The sequence below is a fragment of the Streptomyces glomeratus genome, assembly GCF_021462825.1.
Lineage (GTDB): Bacteria > Actinomycetota > Actinomycetes > Streptomycetales > Streptomycetaceae > Streptomyces > Streptomyces glomeratus.
Map to the genome: position 1 here is coordinate 34,483 of NZ_JAKEEB010000040.1, position 18,435 is coordinate 52,917.

Here is an 18,435-nt window from a genome sequence, read left to right on the forward strand (position 1 = left end):
TCCGGCGGGCTCATCGCACTTGCGGCCTGCTGTCACGGTCCGGTTGGCTTCCCTGAGTGAATGAGCGACTGCGTTCTGCGCTTGTACAACGCGGCCTGACCGTGGAGGAGTTGGCTGAAGCCTGCTCCGTGGACCCCAAGACCGCGAGCCGGTGGGTCGGTGGCCGGGTTCCCCACCGCCGGCACCGTTGGACGGTCGCGAACCTGCTGCGGGTCGACGAGACGTATCTGTGGCCGGACAACGGTCAGGGGCCTCCGCGGCTTGGGTCGTCCCGCTCGGAGCTCGTCGACACCTACCCCAATCGGGCGAGTGTCCCTCGCGATGTGTGGCTCTCCCTGCTTCTGGGCGCCATGAAGCAGGTTGACGTGCTCGTCTTTTCTGGGACCTTCTTCGCGCAAACGAACCCGCACATCGCGAGGATGCTCCAGGAAAGGGCGCAGGCTGGCGTTCGTGTTCGACTGTGCTTTGGCGATCCGGACGGGGAGGCAGTCCGTGTCAGGGGCAGGGAGGAGGGCATCGGAGACACGCTCGCGGCCAAGATCAGGGCCTCCCTCACGTACTACCGCGACCTCGTCGGCTACCCAGGCTGTGAGGTGCGCCTTCACGACACGACGCTCTACAACTCGATCTTCCGATACGACGACCACCTCATGGTCAACCCGCACATCTGGGGCCAGCCGGCCAGCGCCAACCCGCTACTCCAGCTCCGTAACATAGACGGTGGGGAGTGGTTCCAGCGGTACGGCGACAGCTTCGAGGCCGTGTGGGCATCCGCGCGCCCCTGGGCGCCCGACAGACAGGAGTAGCACTGCCGTGGGCAGGACCGAGTACTACCACGACCCCAAGGCCCCCAAGGCCAACACCCTTATCCCCGCCAGCAACCTGCTCGTGGTCAACGACGATGGCGCCATCCTTCTCCAGCGACGCCGCGACACCGGCCAGTGGGCCCTGCCCGGCGGAGCCCAGGACATCGGCGAGAGCCCGGCGCAGTGCGCCGTCCGCGAGTGCGAGGAGGAGACCGGCATCGTCGCGGAGGTCACCGGCTTCCTGGGCGTCTACTCCAACCCGGAGCACATCATCGAGTACACCGACGGCGAGATCCGGCAGCAGTACGAGGCCGTGTACATCGGCCGCCCCGTAGGGGGCAAGCCCACCGTCAATGACGAGGCCGACGGCGTGCGCTGGGTTCACCCGGACGACCTCGACAAGCTCGACATCCACCCGAGCATGCACGAGCAGATCGGCCACTACCTGACCGGGGCTTACCCCTACCTCGGCTGACCGCTCGGACTTACAGCTCCACGCCGGCCTCGACCGCAGCCGCCCGCACCCGATCCACACTCGCGTGGATGTGCGGGGCGGCCCGGCGGATGAAACGCCCGACCACGCTGTCCTCGCCGTAGCGGCCCAAGATCTCCTGCAGCCGCTCATGGGGCGTCGTCCGTCGGCCGTCCGGCGTCGTGGTCATGTCGCAGTAGACCAGCGCGTCCACGAGGAGCGGATCATCCAGGAGGGGGAACTCGTCGGCCAGCTCAGTCCGGAGGCCACGCTCCTCGGCTTCGAGCAGCGCATTCGAGTGGTTCGCGACCAGGCGGACAACCCGTCCCTCCGCCCAGTGCACGTCCCGGAGATACCGTGCTCCGTCCAGCGGATGGAATCCCGTAGAGACGAGCGGGGGCGCGTAGCCGATGTCATGCAGCACCGCAGCCGCTTCCAGCACCTCGGCGCTGTTACCGGCCAGCGGCGCCAGCGTCTGGGCGCAAGCGGCAACGCCCTGCGAGTGTGCCCACCTGCGCGGGAGGCTGCTACTCAGCAGCTCACCGGCCAGTTCGTACGCCCAGTCAACCTTGGTCGTTGCCACCTGGGGAGGATATGGCAGCAACGGCGAGGATGTCTTGGGCATCCGCGGCCGTGCGCAAAGGGGACGCCTGGACGCTGCGGGAGCCGCTGAAGCGTTTCTCGATTGCGGATCCGATCGCCGCGTACTTATTCTTCCGGGCAACGCGTTGACGGAGACGAGTAGCCAGGGATCACGCGAGCCGAGAGAGCTGCTGGCAGCTGGGAAGGCAGCCTCGCGCCCCAGGTGAATCCCCTCCCGAGTGCGGGGAGAAACGGCCTCAGGGAAGGTCCAATGCCCCGCCGGTTGACCCCCGTGACCGGGTCGTGAATGAGGCCACCATCTGCTGGTGGCGAAGGCGCGGTGGCACCGCGAGTTGCCCCTTCTCGCCCGCGCTCTCAAGGGATCACGTCATGATGACTGATCGAATGGAGCACGGCAGGATGATCGATGTCACCTTGATTCGCCAGAACCCAGTCCATGTCCAGCAGGCACTAGCCAAGCGGGCGGTCCACGTCGACCTCGACGAGTTTCTTCGACTGGACGACGACTACCGACAGGTGCGGGCTGAGATGGAACGCCTCCGTGGGGAGCGCAAGAGGATCTCGGGCGAGATCGCGAAACGGCAGCGGGTTGGCGAGGGCGTGGCAAGTCTGCACGGTGAAGCATCGGCCGTGGGCGAGCAGCTGACCGCCGTCGAGGCGCGGCTCATTGAACTGGAGCAGGCGCGTCAGGCCTTCCTTGATCCGCTGCCGAACCTACCCGACGCGGACGTGCTGGCCGGGGGCAAGGAGAACAACGAGGTCATTCGTGAAGCCGGCCAGCGTCCGGAGTTCGGTTTCACGCCCAGGGACCATGTGGAGCTCGCTCGGACTCTGGGCTTGGTCGACTATGAGCGGGGCACGAAGCTCGGCGGCAGCGGCTTCTGGATCTACCGGGGTGACGGCGCGCTCCTAGAGTGGGCGCTGCTGAACCACTTCCTGGAGGCCCATGTGCGAGACGGCTATGAGTTCGTGTTGCCACCGCACATCCTGACCTTCGCGGCCGGGTACACGGCGGGCCAGTTCCCCAAGTTTGCGGACGAGGTCTTCGCCTTGGAGCAGGGGGAGCACGGTCCGGAGCGGTTCCTGCTACCGACCGCGGAGACAGCGTTGGTCAATCTGCACCGGGACGAGACGCTGCCCGAGACGGAGCTGCCTCGGAAGTACGTCGCGTACACGCCGTGCTACCGCAAGGAGGCCGGCGGCTATCGCACGGCTGAGCGGGGGACCCTGCGCGGTCACCAGTTCAACAAGGTCGAGCTGTTCCAGTTCACCCGCCCTGACGCCTCGGACGCCGCACACGAGGAGCTTCTCGGCAGAGCGGAGGACTTGGTAAAGGGACTGGGCCTGCACTATCGGATCACGCGACTCGCGGCCGGGGACACCAGCGCAGCGATGGCCAAGACGTACGACGTCGAGGTGTGGCTGCCGAGCATCGAGGCGTACGTCGAGGTCAGCTCGGTGTCGAATGCCCGCGATTACCAGGCGAGGCGTGGCAACATCCGCTACCGGCCGCAACAGGGGAAGTCGACGTTCGTCCACACGCTGAACGGCTCAGGTCTGGCCACGAGCAGGCTTGTGCCCGCGCTGCTGGAGCAGCACCAGCGGGCCGACGGCACCGTGGAGGTACCCGACGTGTTGCGCAAGTGGATCCCGAGCGGCGTCCTGACAGCACCGCCCTCGGCCTGAGCTGAGCGGGCTGTCTGTCGAACACTGAACGGGTGGACCCCAGGTCAGAATGCCCAACCACGCCGGTTAGCCAGCCATCGCAGCGTGACCTCTCCACACCACGTCTGGTGCTGGCGAAGATGCGGTGACCAGTCTGCTGCGGGCTGTCCGCCGGAGGTGAGGAAGAAACCGGAGAGAGCGGCGAGCGCCGCATCGAGTTGTTCGTCGGCGACTCCGCGGGCGGTGGGGTGCTGGGTGAACAGGGCGGTGGCGTCGTGTCCGTCGGCGTAGGCGGTGGCCAGGAGCAGGACGAGGTCGAACCAGCTTGCACCCAGGCGGGGCCAGTTCCAGTCGCAGATCCACGCGGCGCCGTACGCATCGATCAGCACGTTGTCCTGTCGTAGGTCGTGGTGGAGGACGGCATTGCCTGCGACGGCCTCCCGCCATCCGCTTTCCAGGCTGGCCAGCACGTCCAGTAGGTCGAGTGGTACCCAGGAAGGCAGGGCGTTCGTGGACGTGGCGCCTCGGGCGAGGTTGCGCCAGTCGGCGAAGTCACCGCCGTCACCCACCGGCTTGAGGCCCACATGCTGAAGTGCTGTGGGTGGGGTAGAGAGTGCCTCTGCTGTGATCCTGTACGCGTCGAGAGTGGCCCTTAGCTCATCAGACTTCCACGGTGTGGTGGGCATGCGGCCACCGGGGACAGCGTCGATGCCGAGAACGACCCATCCGTCGTGCTCCTCAATCCACTGCAGGCGTGGCGCCGGAATCTCTGCCGGGAGCGCCTGGTTGATCAACGCTTCCCTGCGGTAGGAGTCGGCCACCATGCTGTTGTCCAGGCTCTTGACCGCCTTGACGAACAGAGGTCCGAAGGCCCCGCGGAGTACAGCGGCGAAGCCGCTGGTAAATCCGCTCCCTGCGCTGCGCCCGGCATGTACCGAGCCTCCGAGGCGTCGGGTGATGAGCTGGCGAACATCTTGTGGGAGGTCCTTCCAGTCTGGGCGTACCGCTGTGGCGTTGTACTGAAGGCGCGAGGTGATGATGTCGGGCATTCCGTCAGGATGGGGGAGCTATGTTTCCCAGCGCCACGAAATTGTCACGCGGATCCGTGTCCGTCCATTCGCTGACTGAGCCCCGTAGGCTGCGCCCCGGGTAGCGTCATCATCAGTGCGACTACACCTCCTCCTTCCTGGCGCCGTTGATCGTCGGGTGGCCGCACCTGCTTCCGAACCTGCCCACTGGCACGATCACGATCTACGCAGAAATCTCGCTGTCGTCTCGAGGCCCTCGCTCGCTATCCTCCGTCGCAACGCGATGACGGAGACGAGTAGCCCGGGATCACGCGAGCCGAGAGAGCTGCTGGCAGCTGGGAAGGCAGCCTCGCGCCCCAGGGCGAAGACCCTCCTGAGTGCGGGGAGGAACGGCCATGTGGTCCAATGCCCCGCCGGCCGGCCCCGTTACCGGCCACGAATGAGGCCGCCACTGTCGAGTGGTGGTGAAGGCGTGGTGGAACCGCGAGTCCCCTTCTCGCCCGCGCCCCCAAGGGATCACCATGACGCCCTGGAGGGCTGCGATGATCCATACGACCGATCGTGTACTGGTATCCGACCTGCGCGAGCACTTGGGTCGAACCGTTTCCGTGTCGGGCTGGGCGCACACTCTGCGCCTGCTGAGTAAGGTCCAGTTCGTCGTCGTACGCGACCACACAGGCATGGTGCAGGTCACCCACCGGCGCGGCGGCGCAGGCGACGACATCGAGGCCGCCCTGCAGCAGCTCACGCCGGAGTCCGCGGTGCGGATCACCGGCCGCGTCGTCGAGAACCCGATCGTGAAGCTCCACAGCCTGGAGATCATCCCGGAGCGGGTCGAGGTCCTGAACCGGGCCGCGACACCGCTGCCCATCGACGAGCACACCAGCCTGGAGCACCGCCTGGACTGGCGGTTCCTGGACGTACGCCGCCGTCCCGCCGCTCAGCTGATGTTCGCCGTGCAGACCACCCTGGAGCAGGGGATGCGCGAGTACGCCTATGCCCAGGGCGCCACGGAAATGCACACCCCCAAGCTCATGGGCACCGCCTCGGAGTCTGGCGCCGAGGTCTTCGAACTCGGCTACTTCGATCGCAGCGCCTATCTCGCCCAGTCGCCGCAGTTCTACAAGCAGATGGCGATCTCGGCCGGAATCGAGAAGGTCTTCGAGATCGGCCCCGTCTTCCGTGCAGAGCCGTCGTTCACCTCCCGGCACGCCACCGAGTTCACCGGCGTCGACGTCGAGCTGGCCTGGATTGACGGCGTCGAGGACGTTATGGCGTTCGAGGAGCAGATGCTCGCCCACGCCATCACCAAGGTCGCCGGTGCACACGGCGATGCGGTCCGGGAGCAGTTCGGCGTGGAGATCACCGTCCCCACGACGCCCTTCCCCCGCATCACCATGGCCACGGTGCACGACATCCTGCACAAGGGCGGATGGGACTCGGAAGGAACCAAGGAGGACCTGGACCCGGAGGGCGAGCGGAGCATCAGCGCCCACATCCAGCAGGCCACCGGCCACGAGTTCGTGTTCATCACCCACTACCCCGTGGGCATCCGGCCCTTCTACCACATGCGGCCGGCCGACGACCCGAGCGTGACCCTGAGCTTCGACCTGCTCTGGAAGGGGCTGGAGATCACCACCGGCGCCCAGCGCGAGCACCGCTACGACGTGCTGCTGAAGCAAGCCGCCGAGAAGGGCATGAGTCCGGAACCGATGCAGGACTACCTGAACGCGTTCCGGTACGGGTGCCCACCGCACGGCGGGCTGGGCATGGGCCTTGGCCGCGTACTCATGGTCTTGCTCGGACTGGAGTCGATCCGCGAGGCCACCTTCCTCTTCCGCGGACCGAACCGGCTCACCCCATAGCTGGCCTCTGTGTATGGCTGGCCTACGTCGGATTTCCCTTCCGGGGCCGCGTTCACTGAGAGCATGGACAGGTGAGTATTGAGGGAGTGGGGCGCTGGGTGCCGGCTCGTCCCGAAGATCTAGCTGTCATGTTCGCTGCGGCCGACTTCCCGTGGTGGATCGCTGGCGGGTACGCGATCGAACTCGCCGTCGGCCGTGAGCTACGCCCGCACGGCGATCTCGATGTCCTCGTCCTCCGACGGGACCAAGCTCGCGTGCGCGATCTCTTGACCGACTGGGACCTGTACGTGGCGGACCCACCTGGCATGGGGCGGCTGCGCCCGTGGCGTTCTGGGGAGACTCTTCAGCCGCCCCTCCACGACATCTGGTGCCGACGCACGCCTGAGGCGCCCTGGTCCGTGCAGCTCATGCTGGACGAGGCGGAGGGCACCCATTGGGTCTCTCGGCGTACCCCACGGATCCGGCTTCCGATCGAGCGGCTGGGACGACGAAGCGGGACTGGTATCCCCTACCTGGCGCCCGAGGTGCAGCTCTACTACAAGGCGAAGGCGACACGGGAGAAGGATGAGACAGACTTCGAAGCGGTACTGCCGCTGCTCGGCGAACCTCAACGCATTTGGTTGGCGAACGCCATCGCAGTAACCGTGCCGGACCACCCATGGCGGCAGCGTCTTACGCCACCGGACGCACACAAATGAGACGTCGGCCGCCGAGCGCGGTCCGCGGGAGACACGAAGGTGGCACGAGAGTTATACAACCTGAAGCTCTGGCACTCCATGAGTGAACACTTGGTCGACGAGGCAATGGCGAAGCCACGCTAACCAACCGCAGGCAGATCAGGCCGATTTCAGTGTCCACGACCAGTTCCTTAGCTCGTCGGGAGGGCGGTCTGATTACCCGAAGCTGCCTCGTCCTCCGTCCGCAGCACGCACCGAGGTGTTACCGGCTCAGTGCGGCGTCGAGATATACCTGCACCGCGTCGAAGAGGCCGTATGGCACGTACGCGGGAATCTGGGCATGCCGGACCCATGCCACCTCAGCCAGTTCATCGTCGTCCGCCACGTAAGGAGCGCCGGACTCTACGACACAGGCCACGTAGGTCATCTTCCGGCCAGTCTTGGGGTGAACCCGTTCTCCGAGGACCTTGAGAGCGGTCACCTCCACGCCGACCTCTTCGCTCGTCTCTCGCACGGCTGCTTGTTCAGGGGTCTCCGTCCCCTCGATCTCGCCCGCCGGGAACTGCCAAGACAGTTGACCTTCCGCGACCCGGCGGCGAACCATGAGCACGGCGCCGTCCTGTACCACGATCGCGGCTGCGATGCCCGGTCGCTCTTGTGCCGTTTGCTCGGTCATACGTCTTCCTCCAGTGCTGCCAGCATCGGCGGGTAGATCGTGTCGACGGACATGAAGCGGCCCTGTAGGTTCTCAGATCCCGTGTCATTTTCTCAGTCGCGATGTCATGTGACTGGCCGAACTGACACGGGATTGAGAATCGCTGGCCACTGCCGTCACTCGTTTGAGGACTCCGTTGCCAGCGGGATACCGCACAGCGGGCAGCCGTTTGCGTGGTCGTCCTGACAGACGTAGCCGATGGCGCCATCCACGCACCATTCGGCGGCCTCCTCGGACAGCAGGTCGGGCCCGGCAAGGAGCAGCCGACGAAATTCCGTGGTGTCCGCAATGTCGGCCGGCCGGTTGGTGAACCACTCGTCGAACCAAGGCTTGTCCCGGTGTATGCGCCAGTGCGCATTCTCCCGGTCGTCGACAGCCGTAAGGAACCGATCGACGATGCGCCCCCAACTCGGTGCTCCGAACCAGCCGTTGTCGAACGCGCACAAGGATTCGACCAGGGTTCGCAGACCGAACTCCTTCTCGCTAAGGCAGTACCTTCGCCCCCATGAGATCGCGACCTGTGCCATCTCCGCGAGTTCTACGCGCGGATCATCCTCGTGTGCCGGGTCGTCAGGGTTGTGGCAGGCCAGCCCGAGCTCGAGCACAGACTGTCCGGTCGGTAGAACCCGGGACGGGTTGACGATCGCGAGACCGAGACCGATCCAATCGACATGGTCGAACGACAGCATCGAGCGCACGAGTCGGGTGGTTGCCGCGTTGATCCGCATCATTGTGCCGTCGTGCAGCGGACTCTTCCCGGCATGCCAGTTCTCGACGGGTGTGTTGCGCCACACGGCGAGCGTGATGCGGGTGGCAGCGAGCCACAGCAGGGCGTCGTCGTCGAGGTGCCCGAACCGCTTGGCGCACTCCTGGGCGCCGTAGGTGATCAACTCTTCCGGTTTCGGCCACCTGTGGCTGTCGGGCCCTTCAGGCCCTTCAGGCGCGTACTCGTAGTCATCGGCGTACTCGTCGAGGATCGCGCTCAACTCGGCTGCGCTGTAAGCCTCGCTGTACTCGGAGCTGTCCGGCTCCTCGACGGTGTACATGTCGTGGTCCCAGGAGACGTACACGTCGCCCCAGAGCACGACGTCATCGCACTCGCTGGCGTTGTCCGTCACAACCGGCCTGATGGTGATCGGGGCAGTACGCCCGTCGGTTCGCTCGCCGTCCTTCTCGGCAGCCCATGCAGTGATGACCCCGAGCGGCTTCGGAAGGAGAGGACCGACCTCGGTGATGCTGAACGGCTCGTCGTCGTCATCGGTGTCGAACCGGCTGTTGACGAACGCCACCGCCTCGGAGGGCGAGCTGACGATGGACTGGGTACCACTCTCGTTGTCAACCACTCGCCACAACGCGCTGTTCTTCACGATGCTCTCCGATCGCGGTGAGTGCACCCGGGGCGGGTGCGATGCGCCGGGTCGCTCGGCACTGACTCCAATTATGGGCTGATCAACCCGTCCGTAGTCCCGCAGGCGCTTGTCAGCGACGACGCTCGGGACGTTCGTGTGCAACGAAGGTGTGTGAGTGGGTGGAACGGATGGTTGCCGATGCAGGTTCGTGACGCTCCGGGCCGCGTTGCAGCCTGCTGGACAGCCTGAGGAAATGACACCGATCTGAGACAGCCGCCTGCCGACACAACGTGAGACTCAAGGGAAATATCCAGGTCACAGGGTCGGCGCCTGACACTGAAATTGAGAACCTACAGGCCCGCCGCATTCTTCGCCACCCAAGCCGCTCTTCAACCGCATCATTGTTCGTTGCGTCCCCTGCCAGGTACACGCAGTGGACACCCGTCGCCGGATGGATCCGCTCAACCAGACCGCGCCGTACAGCACAGCACACGCCCGTCTAATCCAGCGTCTCGCGGGCCGTCGCGGTCCCTCCCGCCGCAGATCATCCCGCCGCAGCTGTTCCTCGCTCCGTAGAGGGGGGAAGTTGCCGCAACCGATCTCGTCCTTGGCGAATGCCAGGCGCTCCGCCTCTTCCCGCTCGATCAACTGCCGCACAGGATTCCGCACATCACCCACTACATTAATCAACTTACGGGTGCTTTCACCTGACGGCAGGTCGCCCCTACCCCACAGCGAGGGCCCAAGGAGTCCAGATGACGCTCTCTTCGCCTGGTGCACGGGCCGTGGACTTGCGTGTTGAGCCGGTTGATGACGTTCTCGAACACGTGGAGCGGTCCCTTCAAATGCAGTTGCTCCGTGACACCGTGGTGTGCAAGCGGCGCTCGGTTGGGGCGCGGACGGACCGTGGAACGTGGGTGAGGGTTGAGCGGCGCAGCTTCGACCGGATCGGAACACGGGGCTGGAACGGCACCGAGGCCGCAGCGGTCTTGCATGGAGTGTCTATGCCGAAGTGGTACGCGGGGCTGGCGTGGCGCGAGCGGGACGAGCCGGTGATGTGGCGGAGCGCGTCGCGCAGCAGGGCCTCGACCTTCTCGGCGTACTCGGGCTTGGCCTCGATCCGTGCCAGCAGTCCGAGCTATCGGAAGGCGGCGATATGGCGCCGTGCCCAGTCGGCGAACGTGCGGGGCGCGCGGCCCAGGACCAGCTCGACGTCGGGGCTGATGCGCTGCTCGGCGGGGGTGGGCCGGCCGAGGATCGCGAGGGTGGTCTCGACCACGGGCTCGGGCATGAACTGCAGCATCTGGGAGCGGGCCTCCTCTCTGGTTTGCTCGACGAACCGGACCGGTTCACCGAGGGCGTCGCCGATCGCCTCGGCTCGCTGCCGGGGAGTGCTGGGGGCGGGCCCGGTCAGCTCGTAGATCCGCCCGGCGTGTTCTTTCTCGCGCAGTGTCACGGCGGCCACCTCCGCGATGTCGGTCGGGTCGATCGTGGGCAGGCCCACGTCACCGAACGGCGCGGCGACGCTTCGCCGGGTGCGGACCGACTCTGACCATGCATACGCATTGGAGTCGAAGCCGCCGGGCCGAAGGATCGTCCAGTCCAGGCCCGACTCCCGGACGGCGTCCTCGATCGCACGTGCCGTGTCCCCATGGGAGGCCGACTGCGGCCGGGTCGCGACTCCTTGCGAGGACAGCAGCACGACCCGTTCCGCTCCGCCGGCCTTGGCAGCGTCCAGGACGTCCCGCGGGTTCATCAGGTGGGCGCCGGCGCCGCCGTCGTGGAGGAACAACGCCTCCGCGCCGTCGAACACCGGGCGAAGGGTCGCGGCATCGGTCAGATCCGCCCGCCGCGACTCGACGCCCTCCGGCACGTCGGCTTCCGAGATGCCCCGCGACGTTGCGGTCACCTGCTCACCGGCCGCCACAAGGGCCTGCACAAGCTTTCGGCCGACGTTGCCAGTCGCTCCCGTCACTGCAATCACGTTGACTCCCCTGCTTAGCAATGTGTTTGACGATGCCTCAGTGGGCGATGACGGCGCGGAGAGCCGAGCTCCGGGCCATGCGGGGACGCTAACACCGGCGATATAGTAGGTACCTAGAGGAAAGTGGCTATCCCGAAGGGATGCGCATGGCCGGCAAGGCGACCCGGACGGCACCCGCCGCGACGGACCCGGAACTCGCCTGCCCGATCGGCCCGGTCGTCGACATCGTGTTCAGCCGGTGGACCACTCCGATCTTGTGGAGCCTGCATACCTACGGCCGCCAGCGCTTTGTCGAGCTGGAACGACGCATCGCCAAGATCACGCCGAAGGTGCTGACCCAGCGGCTGAGACAACTGGAGCGCGACGGTCTGATCGTGCGCACGTACCACCCGGAGGTTCCCCCTCGGGTCGAGTACGAGATCAGCGAGCTGGGCCGCAGCCTCGCTCCACTCTTCGCGCACCTCACCGAATGGGCTTTCGAGAACCTGGGCAAGGTCGAGCAGGCCCGGCAGGACTACGACGCCGATTCCGCCCGGTAGCACGCTGCGGCGCCGTCCGGGAACTGGTGTTGTGACGATTTGGCGAAACTCCGACCCGTACGGTCATGGAACTGTTTCACCCACGCATCGGCAGGTGACCCGGGGCCGAGTACACCCTTTCCGAGGCACGGACTTTCGATCGCAGGTGACTTTCATGGACGACTGGCGAGACCACGCCGCGTGCCGCCAGGAGGACCCCGACCTCTTCTTTCCGGTCGGCACCACGGGACCGGGGCTGTTGCAGACCCAGCAGGCCAAGACGGTCTGCCGGCGCTGCCCCGTGCGGGAGCGGTGTCTGCAGTGGGCACTGGACACCGAGCAGACCGTCGGCGTGTGGGGCGGCACGAACGAGGCCGAACGCCGTGCGCTGAATCGGCGCGCGGGCGCCCGGCGCCGCACGGAATAGGACATCGTGTGCGCCCGGCGGGGGTTGGGGCGGGGCGCCGGTGCGGCGCAGCGGCCCTCTCTCGGCCTGCCGCCGGTCCGCCTCGGCCCGCCCCTCCTCAACGCCGCGTCCCGCCTGCCGGGAGGCACCCAGGGCCGCTCGTCCTGAGCCGCCCCGTCGATCGTTCGACGGGCTCCGGCAGTGGGCGCCGTGGCACATGGCTGCCGAAGTGCTCCCGGTCCCGGTAGACCTGCGCTGCCAGCAGCCAGAACCACATCGCCACGGTCACGAGGTGGATCCGTTGGGCAATGCCCTGTCCGCCGGGATGGCCGACATAGGGTCCGGCGGAGCAGATCGCCGCGGCCATCGACACCGGCAGCAGCCTCGGCGCCCAGTGCCCGGCGGGCTGTGGGCGTCCGGGGCGCTCGCGAGCGGCGACGGCGAAGGCTGCCATCGAGGCGAACAGAGTGAAGTGCACCGCGCCGCTGGTCAGGGTGTGCCACACGTTGTCGGTGGGGCAGCCGGTCTCCAGCGAGGGCGCGCACCGCATCGGCAGCAGGACGTCCGCGACGGAAGAGCTCCCGAAGGCCGCCAGTGCGCCCCAGCCCACAGCTGCCCAACCGCGCGGTGTTCCGGCCACGGCCAGGCAGGCGCCGGCCGCCACCAGCAGTGCCGTGGCCAGTTCGACACCGCTGAACAGCACCCGGTAGGGCTGATCGGCGGCAAAGACCTCACTGACGTAGGAGTCGCGCTGATCCAGCCCTGTGGGCAGCAGGAACTGCAGCAACCAGTCGTTGTACGTCACCGCCGCCACAGAGAGCAGTGTCGCCGCCAGCATCCGCCGTAGCCTGCCGCTCCGTCGACCACCGTTCGCGATCGCGCGCATATCGCCCGCCCCTCCCCTGCCACACCTACCGAAAGGCAGAGTTCCCCGAACGGGGTGCTCCATCGCCTCTGTCGAGCAGCCGAAGGGAAACCGGCCAAGCACGCTCCCTCGCCGCCGAAATCACGGCCGCGAGTGAGCCAAACGGCCGAAGATGCGGCGGCGCTGTCGCCTGAGAGCTGGTACTCCCTGAGGGGTAGGTGGCTGCGCTGTGCATGACTGAGCTCTCCCGGAGGGGAGAGCCGCAGGAGCACTCGAGAAGCCGACACCGGGACCACATGGAGGGAGACGGCGTGATGGCAACCACCGTGGGCGAGGCCAGGGCCGGTCTGGCGCCGGCCAGTCTCCAGCTGCCGGGCATCGTGCTGGGGGTGGGGCTGGGCGGGTTCGTCGACGGCATTCTGCTGCACCAGCTCCTGCAGTGGCACCACATGCTCAGCAGCACCAACCACGACCGCATCGGTGTGAAGTACTACAACCCCCACACGGTCTCCGGCCTGGAGATGAACACCTTGTGGGACGGCATCTTCCACGCCGTGTGCTGGATCGCCGTCCTCACCGGTCTCGCGATCCTGTACTCCCGCGTCACCCACAACCGCAGGCGGGTGTGGACCTCCCGGGTGCTGTGGGGCTGGGCCCTGGCCGGCTGGGGCCTCTTCAACCTCGTCGAAGGCGTCCTGGACCACCACATCCTGGGCATCCACCATGTCCACGGCGGCCCCTATCAGGTCTGGTGGGACATCGGCTTCCTCGTCTTCGGCGCGCTGTTGCTCGTAGGCGGCTGGCTTCTCCAGCGCAGCGGACAGCCCTTCGATCCCGACGCCCCCACCGCCCGGCAGGCCGAACGAGACGCCGGATTGAGCCGATGAACCACGGCACCCATCCCATGCACCCGGGTGAGGGCGGTGGCCTGCTGGAGACACTGCTCCCCGCGCTCGCGACGGCGGCGTGCGCCGTCGGCTACCTCCTCCTCGTTCACCGGGCGCGGCGCCGCAATCCGGTGCGGGCCTGGAGTCCCTGGCGCACGGCAGGCTTCATCACCGGGCTGGCCCTGCTGGCCGTGGCGCTCCTGCCGCCGGTCGCGCCCCTCGCCCACGACGACTTCCGGGGGCACATGGCCCAGCACATGCTCATCGGCATGTACGCCCCTCTCGCCCTGGTGCTCGGCGCCCCCATGACCCTCCTGCTGCGGGCCGTGCCCGCAGCACACGCCCGCCTGCTCACCGGGGTCCTGCACAGCCGCGCCGCCCGCCTGCTCGCCCACCCGGCGATCGCCCTGCTGCTGTCCACGGGCAGCCTCGCCGTCCTGTATTTCACCCCGCTCTACACCGCCGCCATGGCCCATCCGGCCGGACACTGGCTGCTGCACGCCCACTTCCTGCTGTCGGGCTGCCTGTTCGCCCACGTCATCGCCGGCCCGGACCCGGCGCCCGCCCGGCCGGGCGTCCGCACCCGCCTGGTCTACCTCGGCTGTGCCATCGCCGCGCACGCCGTCATCGCGCAGCTGATGTACGGCGGCTTCTGGGTCGACATCCGCGCCCCCATCCCGCAAGTCCAGGGCGCTGCGGAGATCATGTACTACGGCGGCGACATCGCCGAACTCCTTCTCGCGGGCGCCCTGGTAGCCACCTGGCGCCCCGACCGCGGCCCCCGCCGCGCCACGAAGGTGTCGCCCTCGCACCCGCTTGCACGGGCATGACGTTCATCGGTCTGCCGGCGCCGGGCGCCGGCAGACCGATGCGCCGCTCGCAGCGCGTGCGCGGGCGCTCCCGACACACACCGTAAGCTGCGTCGGGGTGCAAGATTCACGGGGAGGCGCGAGTGGGGCGGGACATGGTGCTCGGCGGCCGGTACGAGCTGATCGAGAGGCTCGGGCAGGGCGGCATGGGAACGGTCCATCGTGGGGTGGACCAGCGGCTGCGACGCACCGTGGCGGTGAAGCTGCTCTCCTCCGCGCTGGCCCACGATCCGCAGTCGCGAGCCCGTTTCCGGCGTGAGGCACACGCGGCCGCCGCGCTGAACCACCCAGCCGTGGCCACCATCCACGACGTCGGCGAGGAGCCGGACCCGGACGGTCCACGGCCCTATCTGGTCATGGAGTACGTGCAGGGCACCACCCTCGCCGAGGCCCTGCGGGGCGGGCCGCTGCCCGTGGCCGAGGCGATCGACACGGCATGCGCGGTGCTGGACGCGCTGCGGCACAGCCATGAGCGCGGAATCGTGCACAGGGACATCAAGCCCTCCAACATCATGCTCACCGGGCCCGACACCGTGAAGGTCCTCGACTTCGGCATTGCGAAGGCGTTCACCGAGGCCGCCACCCGCATCACCGGCAGCGGTGCGGCCATAGGCACTCCCGCCTACCTTTCGCCCGAGCAGATCAGCGGGGCGGAGATCGACCACCGGGCCGATCTGTACGCGATGGGGTGCCTGCTGCACGAACTGCTGACCGGGCAGCCGCCGTTCCGTGGCGCATCGCCGTTCGCAGTCATGCACCAGCACTTGTTCGCCGAACCGGAGCCGGTCTCCCGGCTCCGGCCACAGGTACCGCCGGCGGTGGAGGCGGTGATTCAGCGCGCCCTGCGCAAGGACCCGGCGGAACGGTTCGCCGATGCCGGTCAGATGCGTGCGGCCCTCGCCGACGCCCTTGCGCAGTCGGCCATGCCGACGGCCGAGGCACAGGTCCCCGCCCCCGTCGCCGTCGCTCCGGCAGCAGGCTCCGGTGGTCGGACCGCGCTCCGGGACAGGTTCCGGATATCGTTGCGCCCCTCCGTCGACAGCGCCTTGGCCCTGCTCGGCTGCCTGCTGGCGTTGCTGTGCGCGCGTGGCCAACTGGTGGAGACCGATCACTTCGGCCGCGTGGCCGTCGCGGCCGCCCTGTTGGGCGCGGTGACGCTGCCGTGGTCGACGCGCCTGTCGTGCGCGGTGAGCTGGGGGCCCGTTGCCGAAGCCGTGGCGGTCAACTCCGAGCTGCGGCGCGCCTACGACGGTTGGGACAGCTCGTACGCGGGCTTCGCCGCCCTGCTCGCGCTGGCCGCCGTCGGCTGCCTCGTCGGTGCGGCGCTCAGCCAGGAGCGCGGCGGCGGCTCGGTGGTCGCCTTCTGGTTCAGCGCCACCGCATCGATCTGGTACTTCCTCGACGACCTGCACAAGCTGTTCGTCTTCTACCTGCTCCTGTCACTGGTGACCGGTGCCGCGATCGCGTGGGAGGCCGTCGCACGCGTGCGGCGCCGGACCGACGCCGGTCGGGCGGCACTGGAAGGGCCGTCCGTCGACGTGGCACCGCCCGGCGGCAACTCACGACCAGCCTGACCGGCACACTCAGGATCCGAAGTAGCCGGTGCCCGGCCCCGGTTCCGGTTCAGTGGGCGGGGTTCGCGTTCCAGTCGACCAGTTGCACGATGACGCCGTTGGGATCGCGGACCTGGAAGGCGCGTTCGCCCCACTCCTCCTCGGTCAACGGCATGGTGATCGTCACGCCCTCGGCGCGCAGGCGTGCCAGCTCCCCTTCGAGGTCGTCGACGACGAAGGCGAGGATCAGTCCGGCGGCGTGCTCCTCACGCTGGTCCGCCGGGAGCGTCCCCAGCCCTCGCCACAGAAAGATGACGTTCATGCCGACGTCGTCGCGGGTCAGGGACGCGAACCCCTCGGCGCTCATCTCCTCGCGGAAGCCGAAGTGCTCGACGAGGAAGGCAGTGGAGGCGGGGACATCGTCGACGTTGATCGAGACGGCACTGGAAGTGACCTTCACGGAGACTCCTTCAGGGCTGAGGCATCACAGATTCTCTGTACGCCGTACAGAGTACAACGTACAGAGATTTGGTACGAGAGGATTGCCCTGTGCCGACGGAACGAACGAGCGCGGGCGACCCGGCCCGTACCCTGCAACTGCTGTGGCGCCACTCCAGCGCTGACCGCCGCAGAGGACCGCGACGAGGGCTGAGCGTGGACGCGGTGATCGAGGCGGCCACCGCCATCGCCGACACAGAAGGCCTGGACTCGCTGACCATGCGCCGAGTGGCCCAGGAGCTTGGTGTCGTGCCCATGACGCTGTACACCTACGTCCCGGGCAAGGCCGAGCTGCTCGACCTCATGCTGGACGCCGCCTACGCCCGTATGCCCCGTACGGACACCACCGGACAGCCGTGGCACCGACGGGTCTCCGCCGTTGCCGAGGAGAACAAGGCGCTCTTCGAACGGCACCCCTGGGCCGCGGCCGTCTCCACCGCCAGGCCTCCGCTCGGACCGGGGCTGATGGCCAAGTACGAGCACGAACTGTCCGCACTCGACGGCCTCGGCCTCAGCGACGTCGAAATGGACGACTGCCTGACGTATCTGCTCACCTTCGTACAGGCATGCGCCCGCGCAACCGCCGATGCCCGCGCCACCCGGCACGACAGCGCCATGAACGACCAACAGTGGTGGGCGGTGAACGCCCCGCTCCTCGCCCGGGTCCTCGACGAGAACGCCTACCCGCTGGCCGTACGCGTCGGCGCGGCCGCAGGCGCCGCACACGGCAGTGCCTACGACCCCGACCACGCCTACGCCTTCGGCCTGCAACGCGTCCTCGACGCCTTCGCCGCCCTCATCGGCCGAAGCCCAAACACGAACACATCCGGGCCTTCGCACCGGGACGGCGCCGGTCCCCGGTAAGGGGCGGTGCCCCGTGTGTGGGCCGTGACGCGTGGGGTAGGCGCACCGTCCAACCGTTCGACGGAACGGGTGGCCGGACATCTGTCGTCCGTGAACCAGTGCAAGGAGGAGATCATGAAGAAGCTGACGCTGCGCATCGCCACCACCGGCATTTCCTGCATAGTCGCCGGAAGCGCCCTCCTCGCCGCCGGCGGATCCGCCACGGCGGCCTCCCCTCAGACGGCCGGACACACCTCCGCCCGGGCCACCATGGGCGACGCCAGCCACCACTGCTCCGGGCACCGCACCGCGCACCGGCCCATCGATCCCTGGATCGCGGACCAACTGGCGCTGTTCGGCCCCGCTGCGCAGCGGCCGGCCCCGGACCCCTGGATCGCCGATCATCTGGCCCAGTTCGCACCGGCCACCCGGTAGCCGGGGCAACGGCTTGGCGTCCGAGTCCGGGCCGGGGTGAGCCGGCAGCGTCGCAGCTGTAAACCGCAGCGGCAGGGAGCACCCGTGCCAGCACGATGTGCACGTGACTCCTCCCCCTCGTGAAGGAGGGGGCTTCTCGTTATGCCGGTGCGGCGTGGCGACGGACCAGCCCGGCCCGTAGAACGTTCAGGGCGCCCACCGTGTCCGCGTGCGCCTGGTGGCCGCACGAAACGCAGTGGAACTTCTCCTGGGTGGGCCGGTTCTCCGCTGAGACATGCCCGCATTCAGGGCAGGTCCGGGAGGTGTTGCGGGGGTCCACGGCGATCACTTTCCGTCCGGCGCTTTCAGCCTTGGCGTGCAGGATCGTCAGGAACACCCCCCATCCGGCATCAGAGAT

20 protein-coding genes and 1 pseudogene are annotated in these 18,435 nt (G+C 67.8%); 13 read left to right on the forward strand and 8 right to left on the reverse strand.

The annotated features are described in order from the left end of the window. Positions 1 to 56 precede the first annotated feature (56 nt). Both LZ604_RS30925 and LZ604_RS30930 read left to right on the forward strand, forming a co-directional pair. On the forward strand, positions 57 to 806 hold the full coding sequence (locus LZ604_RS30925; RefSeq protein WP_234519191.1) for a DUF5919 domain-containing protein: 750 nt from the start codon (positions 57 to 59) through the stop codon (positions 804 to 806). A 7-nt stretch (positions 807 to 813) separates the two neighbouring features. Continuing rightward, the gene (locus tag LZ604_RS30930) at positions 814 to 1,281 is read left to right on the forward strand and encodes an NUDIX hydrolase (RefSeq protein WP_234519192.1); all 468 of its coding nucleotides are present in this window, start codon (positions 814 to 816) and stop codon (positions 1,279 to 1,281) included. Positions 1,282 to 1,291: 10 nt separating this feature from the next. Here LZ604_RS30930 and LZ604_RS30935 read toward each other — a convergent pair whose 3' ends face one another. Continuing rightward, a complete protein-coding gene (locus tag LZ604_RS30935) occupies positions 1,292 to 1,861 on the reverse strand; it encodes an HD domain-containing protein (RefSeq protein ID WP_234519193.1) in 570 nt (189 codons plus the stop codon). A gap of 419 nt (positions 1,862 to 2,280) precedes the next feature. Here LZ604_RS30935 and serS point away from each other — a divergent pair, with 419 nt between their 5' ends. Then, positions 2,281 to 3,567, forward strand: coding sequence for a serine--tRNA ligase (gene serS, locus LZ604_RS30940; protein WP_234519194.1), 1,287 nt, complete (start codon positions 2,281 to 2,283; stop codon positions 3,565 to 3,567). Positions 3,568 to 3,611: 44 nt separating this feature from the next. On the opposite strand, the gene LZ604_RS30945 is transcribed toward serS, so the two are convergent. Beyond that, on the reverse strand, positions 3,612 to 4,595 hold the full coding sequence (locus LZ604_RS30945; protein WP_234519195.1) for a phosphotransferase family protein: 984 nt from the start codon (positions 4,593 to 4,595) through the stop codon (positions 3,612 to 3,614). A gap of 521 nt (positions 4,596 to 5,116) precedes the next feature. Here LZ604_RS30945 and aspS point away from each other — a divergent pair. Both aspS and LZ604_RS30955 read left to right on the forward strand, forming a co-directional pair. Further along, entirely contained in the window at positions 5,117 to 6,439 is a 1,323-nt protein-coding gene (aspS, locus tag LZ604_RS30950) for an aspartate--tRNA(Asn) ligase (RefSeq protein WP_234519196.1), read from the forward strand. Positions 6,440 to 6,567: 128 nt separating this feature from the next. Continuing rightward, on the forward strand, positions 6,568 to 7,137 hold the full coding sequence (locus tag LZ604_RS30955; RefSeq protein ID WP_234519199.1) for a nucleotidyltransferase domain-containing protein: 570 nt from the start codon (positions 6,568 to 6,570) through the stop codon (positions 7,135 to 7,137). 241 nt (positions 7,138 to 7,378) lie between these two features. On the opposite strand, the gene LZ604_RS30960 is transcribed toward LZ604_RS30955, so the two are convergent. Both LZ604_RS30960 and LZ604_RS30965 read right to left on the reverse strand, forming a co-directional pair. Continuing rightward, positions 7,379 to 7,792: an NUDIX hydrolase gene (locus tag LZ604_RS30960; protein WP_234519201.1), complete on the reverse strand. Its 414-nt coding sequence runs from the start codon at positions 7,790 to 7,792 to the stop codon at positions 7,379 to 7,381. Positions 7,793 to 7,947: 155 nt separating this feature from the next. After that, positions 7,948 to 9,198: a hypothetical protein gene (locus LZ604_RS30965; RefSeq protein WP_234377037.1), complete on the reverse strand. Its 1,251-nt coding sequence runs from the start codon at positions 9,196 to 9,198 to the stop codon at positions 7,948 to 7,950. 737 nt (positions 9,199 to 9,935) lie between these two features. Here LZ604_RS30965 and LZ604_RS30975 point away from each other — a divergent pair. Next, positions 9,936 to 10,247 (forward strand): annotated as a pseudogene (locus LZ604_RS30975) (hypothetical protein); the annotation flags it as partial. 71 nt (positions 10,248 to 10,318) lie between these two features. On the opposite strand, the gene LZ604_RS30980 reads toward LZ604_RS30975, so the two are convergent. Beyond that, positions 10,319 to 11,164 (reverse strand): SDR family oxidoreductase, encoded by an 846-nt coding sequence (locus LZ604_RS30980; protein WP_234519203.1) that lies wholly within the window; start codon positions 11,162 to 11,164, stop codon positions 10,319 to 10,321. 140 nt (positions 11,165 to 11,304) lie between these two features. Here LZ604_RS30980 and LZ604_RS30985 point away from each other — a divergent pair, with 140 nt between their 5' ends. After that, positions 11,305 to 11,703, forward strand: a complete 399-nt coding sequence (locus LZ604_RS30985; protein WP_234519205.1) for a winged helix-turn-helix transcriptional regulator — start codon at positions 11,305 to 11,307, stop codon at positions 11,701 to 11,703. Positions 11,704 to 11,857: 154 nt separating this feature from the next. Further along, positions 11,858 to 12,109: a WhiB family transcriptional regulator gene (locus LZ604_RS30990; RefSeq protein WP_234519207.1), complete on the forward strand. Its 252-nt coding sequence runs from the start codon at positions 11,858 to 11,860 to the stop codon at positions 12,107 to 12,109. 97 nt (positions 12,110 to 12,206) lie between these two features. Here the strand turns inward: LZ604_RS30990 and LZ604_RS30995 are convergent, their stop codons facing one another. Continuing rightward, on the reverse strand, positions 12,207 to 12,926 hold the full coding sequence (locus tag LZ604_RS30995) for a DUF998 domain-containing protein (protein ID WP_234519208.1): 720 nt from the start codon (positions 12,924 to 12,926) through the stop codon (positions 12,207 to 12,209). Positions 12,927 to 13,267: 341 nt separating this feature from the next. Here LZ604_RS30995 and LZ604_RS31000 point away from each other — a divergent pair, with 341 nt between their 5' ends. The 3 genes from LZ604_RS31000 to LZ604_RS31010 all read left to right on the forward strand — a co-directional run bounded on the left by LZ604_RS31000 (position 13,268) and on the right by LZ604_RS31010 (position 16,283). Further along, positions 13,268 to 13,840: a DUF2243 domain-containing protein gene (locus tag LZ604_RS31000; protein ID WP_234519209.1), complete on the forward strand. Its 573-nt coding sequence runs from the start codon at positions 13,268 to 13,270 to the stop codon at positions 13,838 to 13,840. Further along, positions 13,837 to 14,670 (forward strand): cytochrome c oxidase assembly protein, encoded by an 834-nt coding sequence (locus LZ604_RS31005; protein WP_234519211.1) that lies wholly within the window; start codon positions 13,837 to 13,839, stop codon positions 14,668 to 14,670. The genes LZ604_RS31000 and LZ604_RS31005 overlap by 4 nt, the downstream gene beginning before the upstream one ends. A 122-nt stretch (positions 14,671 to 14,792) precedes the next feature. Continuing rightward, positions 14,793 to 16,283 (forward strand): protein kinase domain-containing protein, encoded by a 1,491-nt coding sequence (locus tag LZ604_RS31010; RefSeq protein WP_234519212.1) that lies wholly within the window; start codon positions 14,793 to 14,795, stop codon positions 16,281 to 16,283. Positions 16,284 to 16,332: 49 nt separating this feature from the next. Here the strand turns inward: LZ604_RS31010 and LZ604_RS31015 are convergent, their stop codons facing one another. Continuing rightward, a complete protein-coding gene (locus LZ604_RS31015) occupies positions 16,333 to 16,722 on the reverse strand; it encodes a VOC family protein (RefSeq protein ID WP_234519213.1) in 390 nt (129 codons plus the stop codon). Between the two features lie 89 nt (positions 16,723 to 16,811). Between LZ604_RS31015 and LZ604_RS31020 the strand changes: the two genes are divergently transcribed. Further along, on the forward strand, positions 16,812 to 17,624 hold the full coding sequence (locus tag LZ604_RS31020; protein ID WP_234519214.1) for a TetR/AcrR family transcriptional regulator: 813 nt from the start codon (positions 16,812 to 16,814) through the stop codon (positions 17,622 to 17,624). 114 nt (positions 17,625 to 17,738) lie between these two features. After that, a complete protein-coding gene (locus LZ604_RS31025; protein ID WP_234519215.1) occupies positions 17,739 to 18,038 on the forward strand; it encodes a hypothetical protein in 300 nt (99 codons plus the stop codon). Positions 18,039 to 18,177: 139 nt separating this feature from the next. Here LZ604_RS31025 and LZ604_RS31030 read toward each other — a convergent pair. Continuing rightward, the coding region (locus LZ604_RS31030) for a zinc ribbon domain-containing protein (protein ID WP_234519216.1) at positions 18,178 to 18,435 on the reverse strand (258 nt) is incomplete at its 5' end.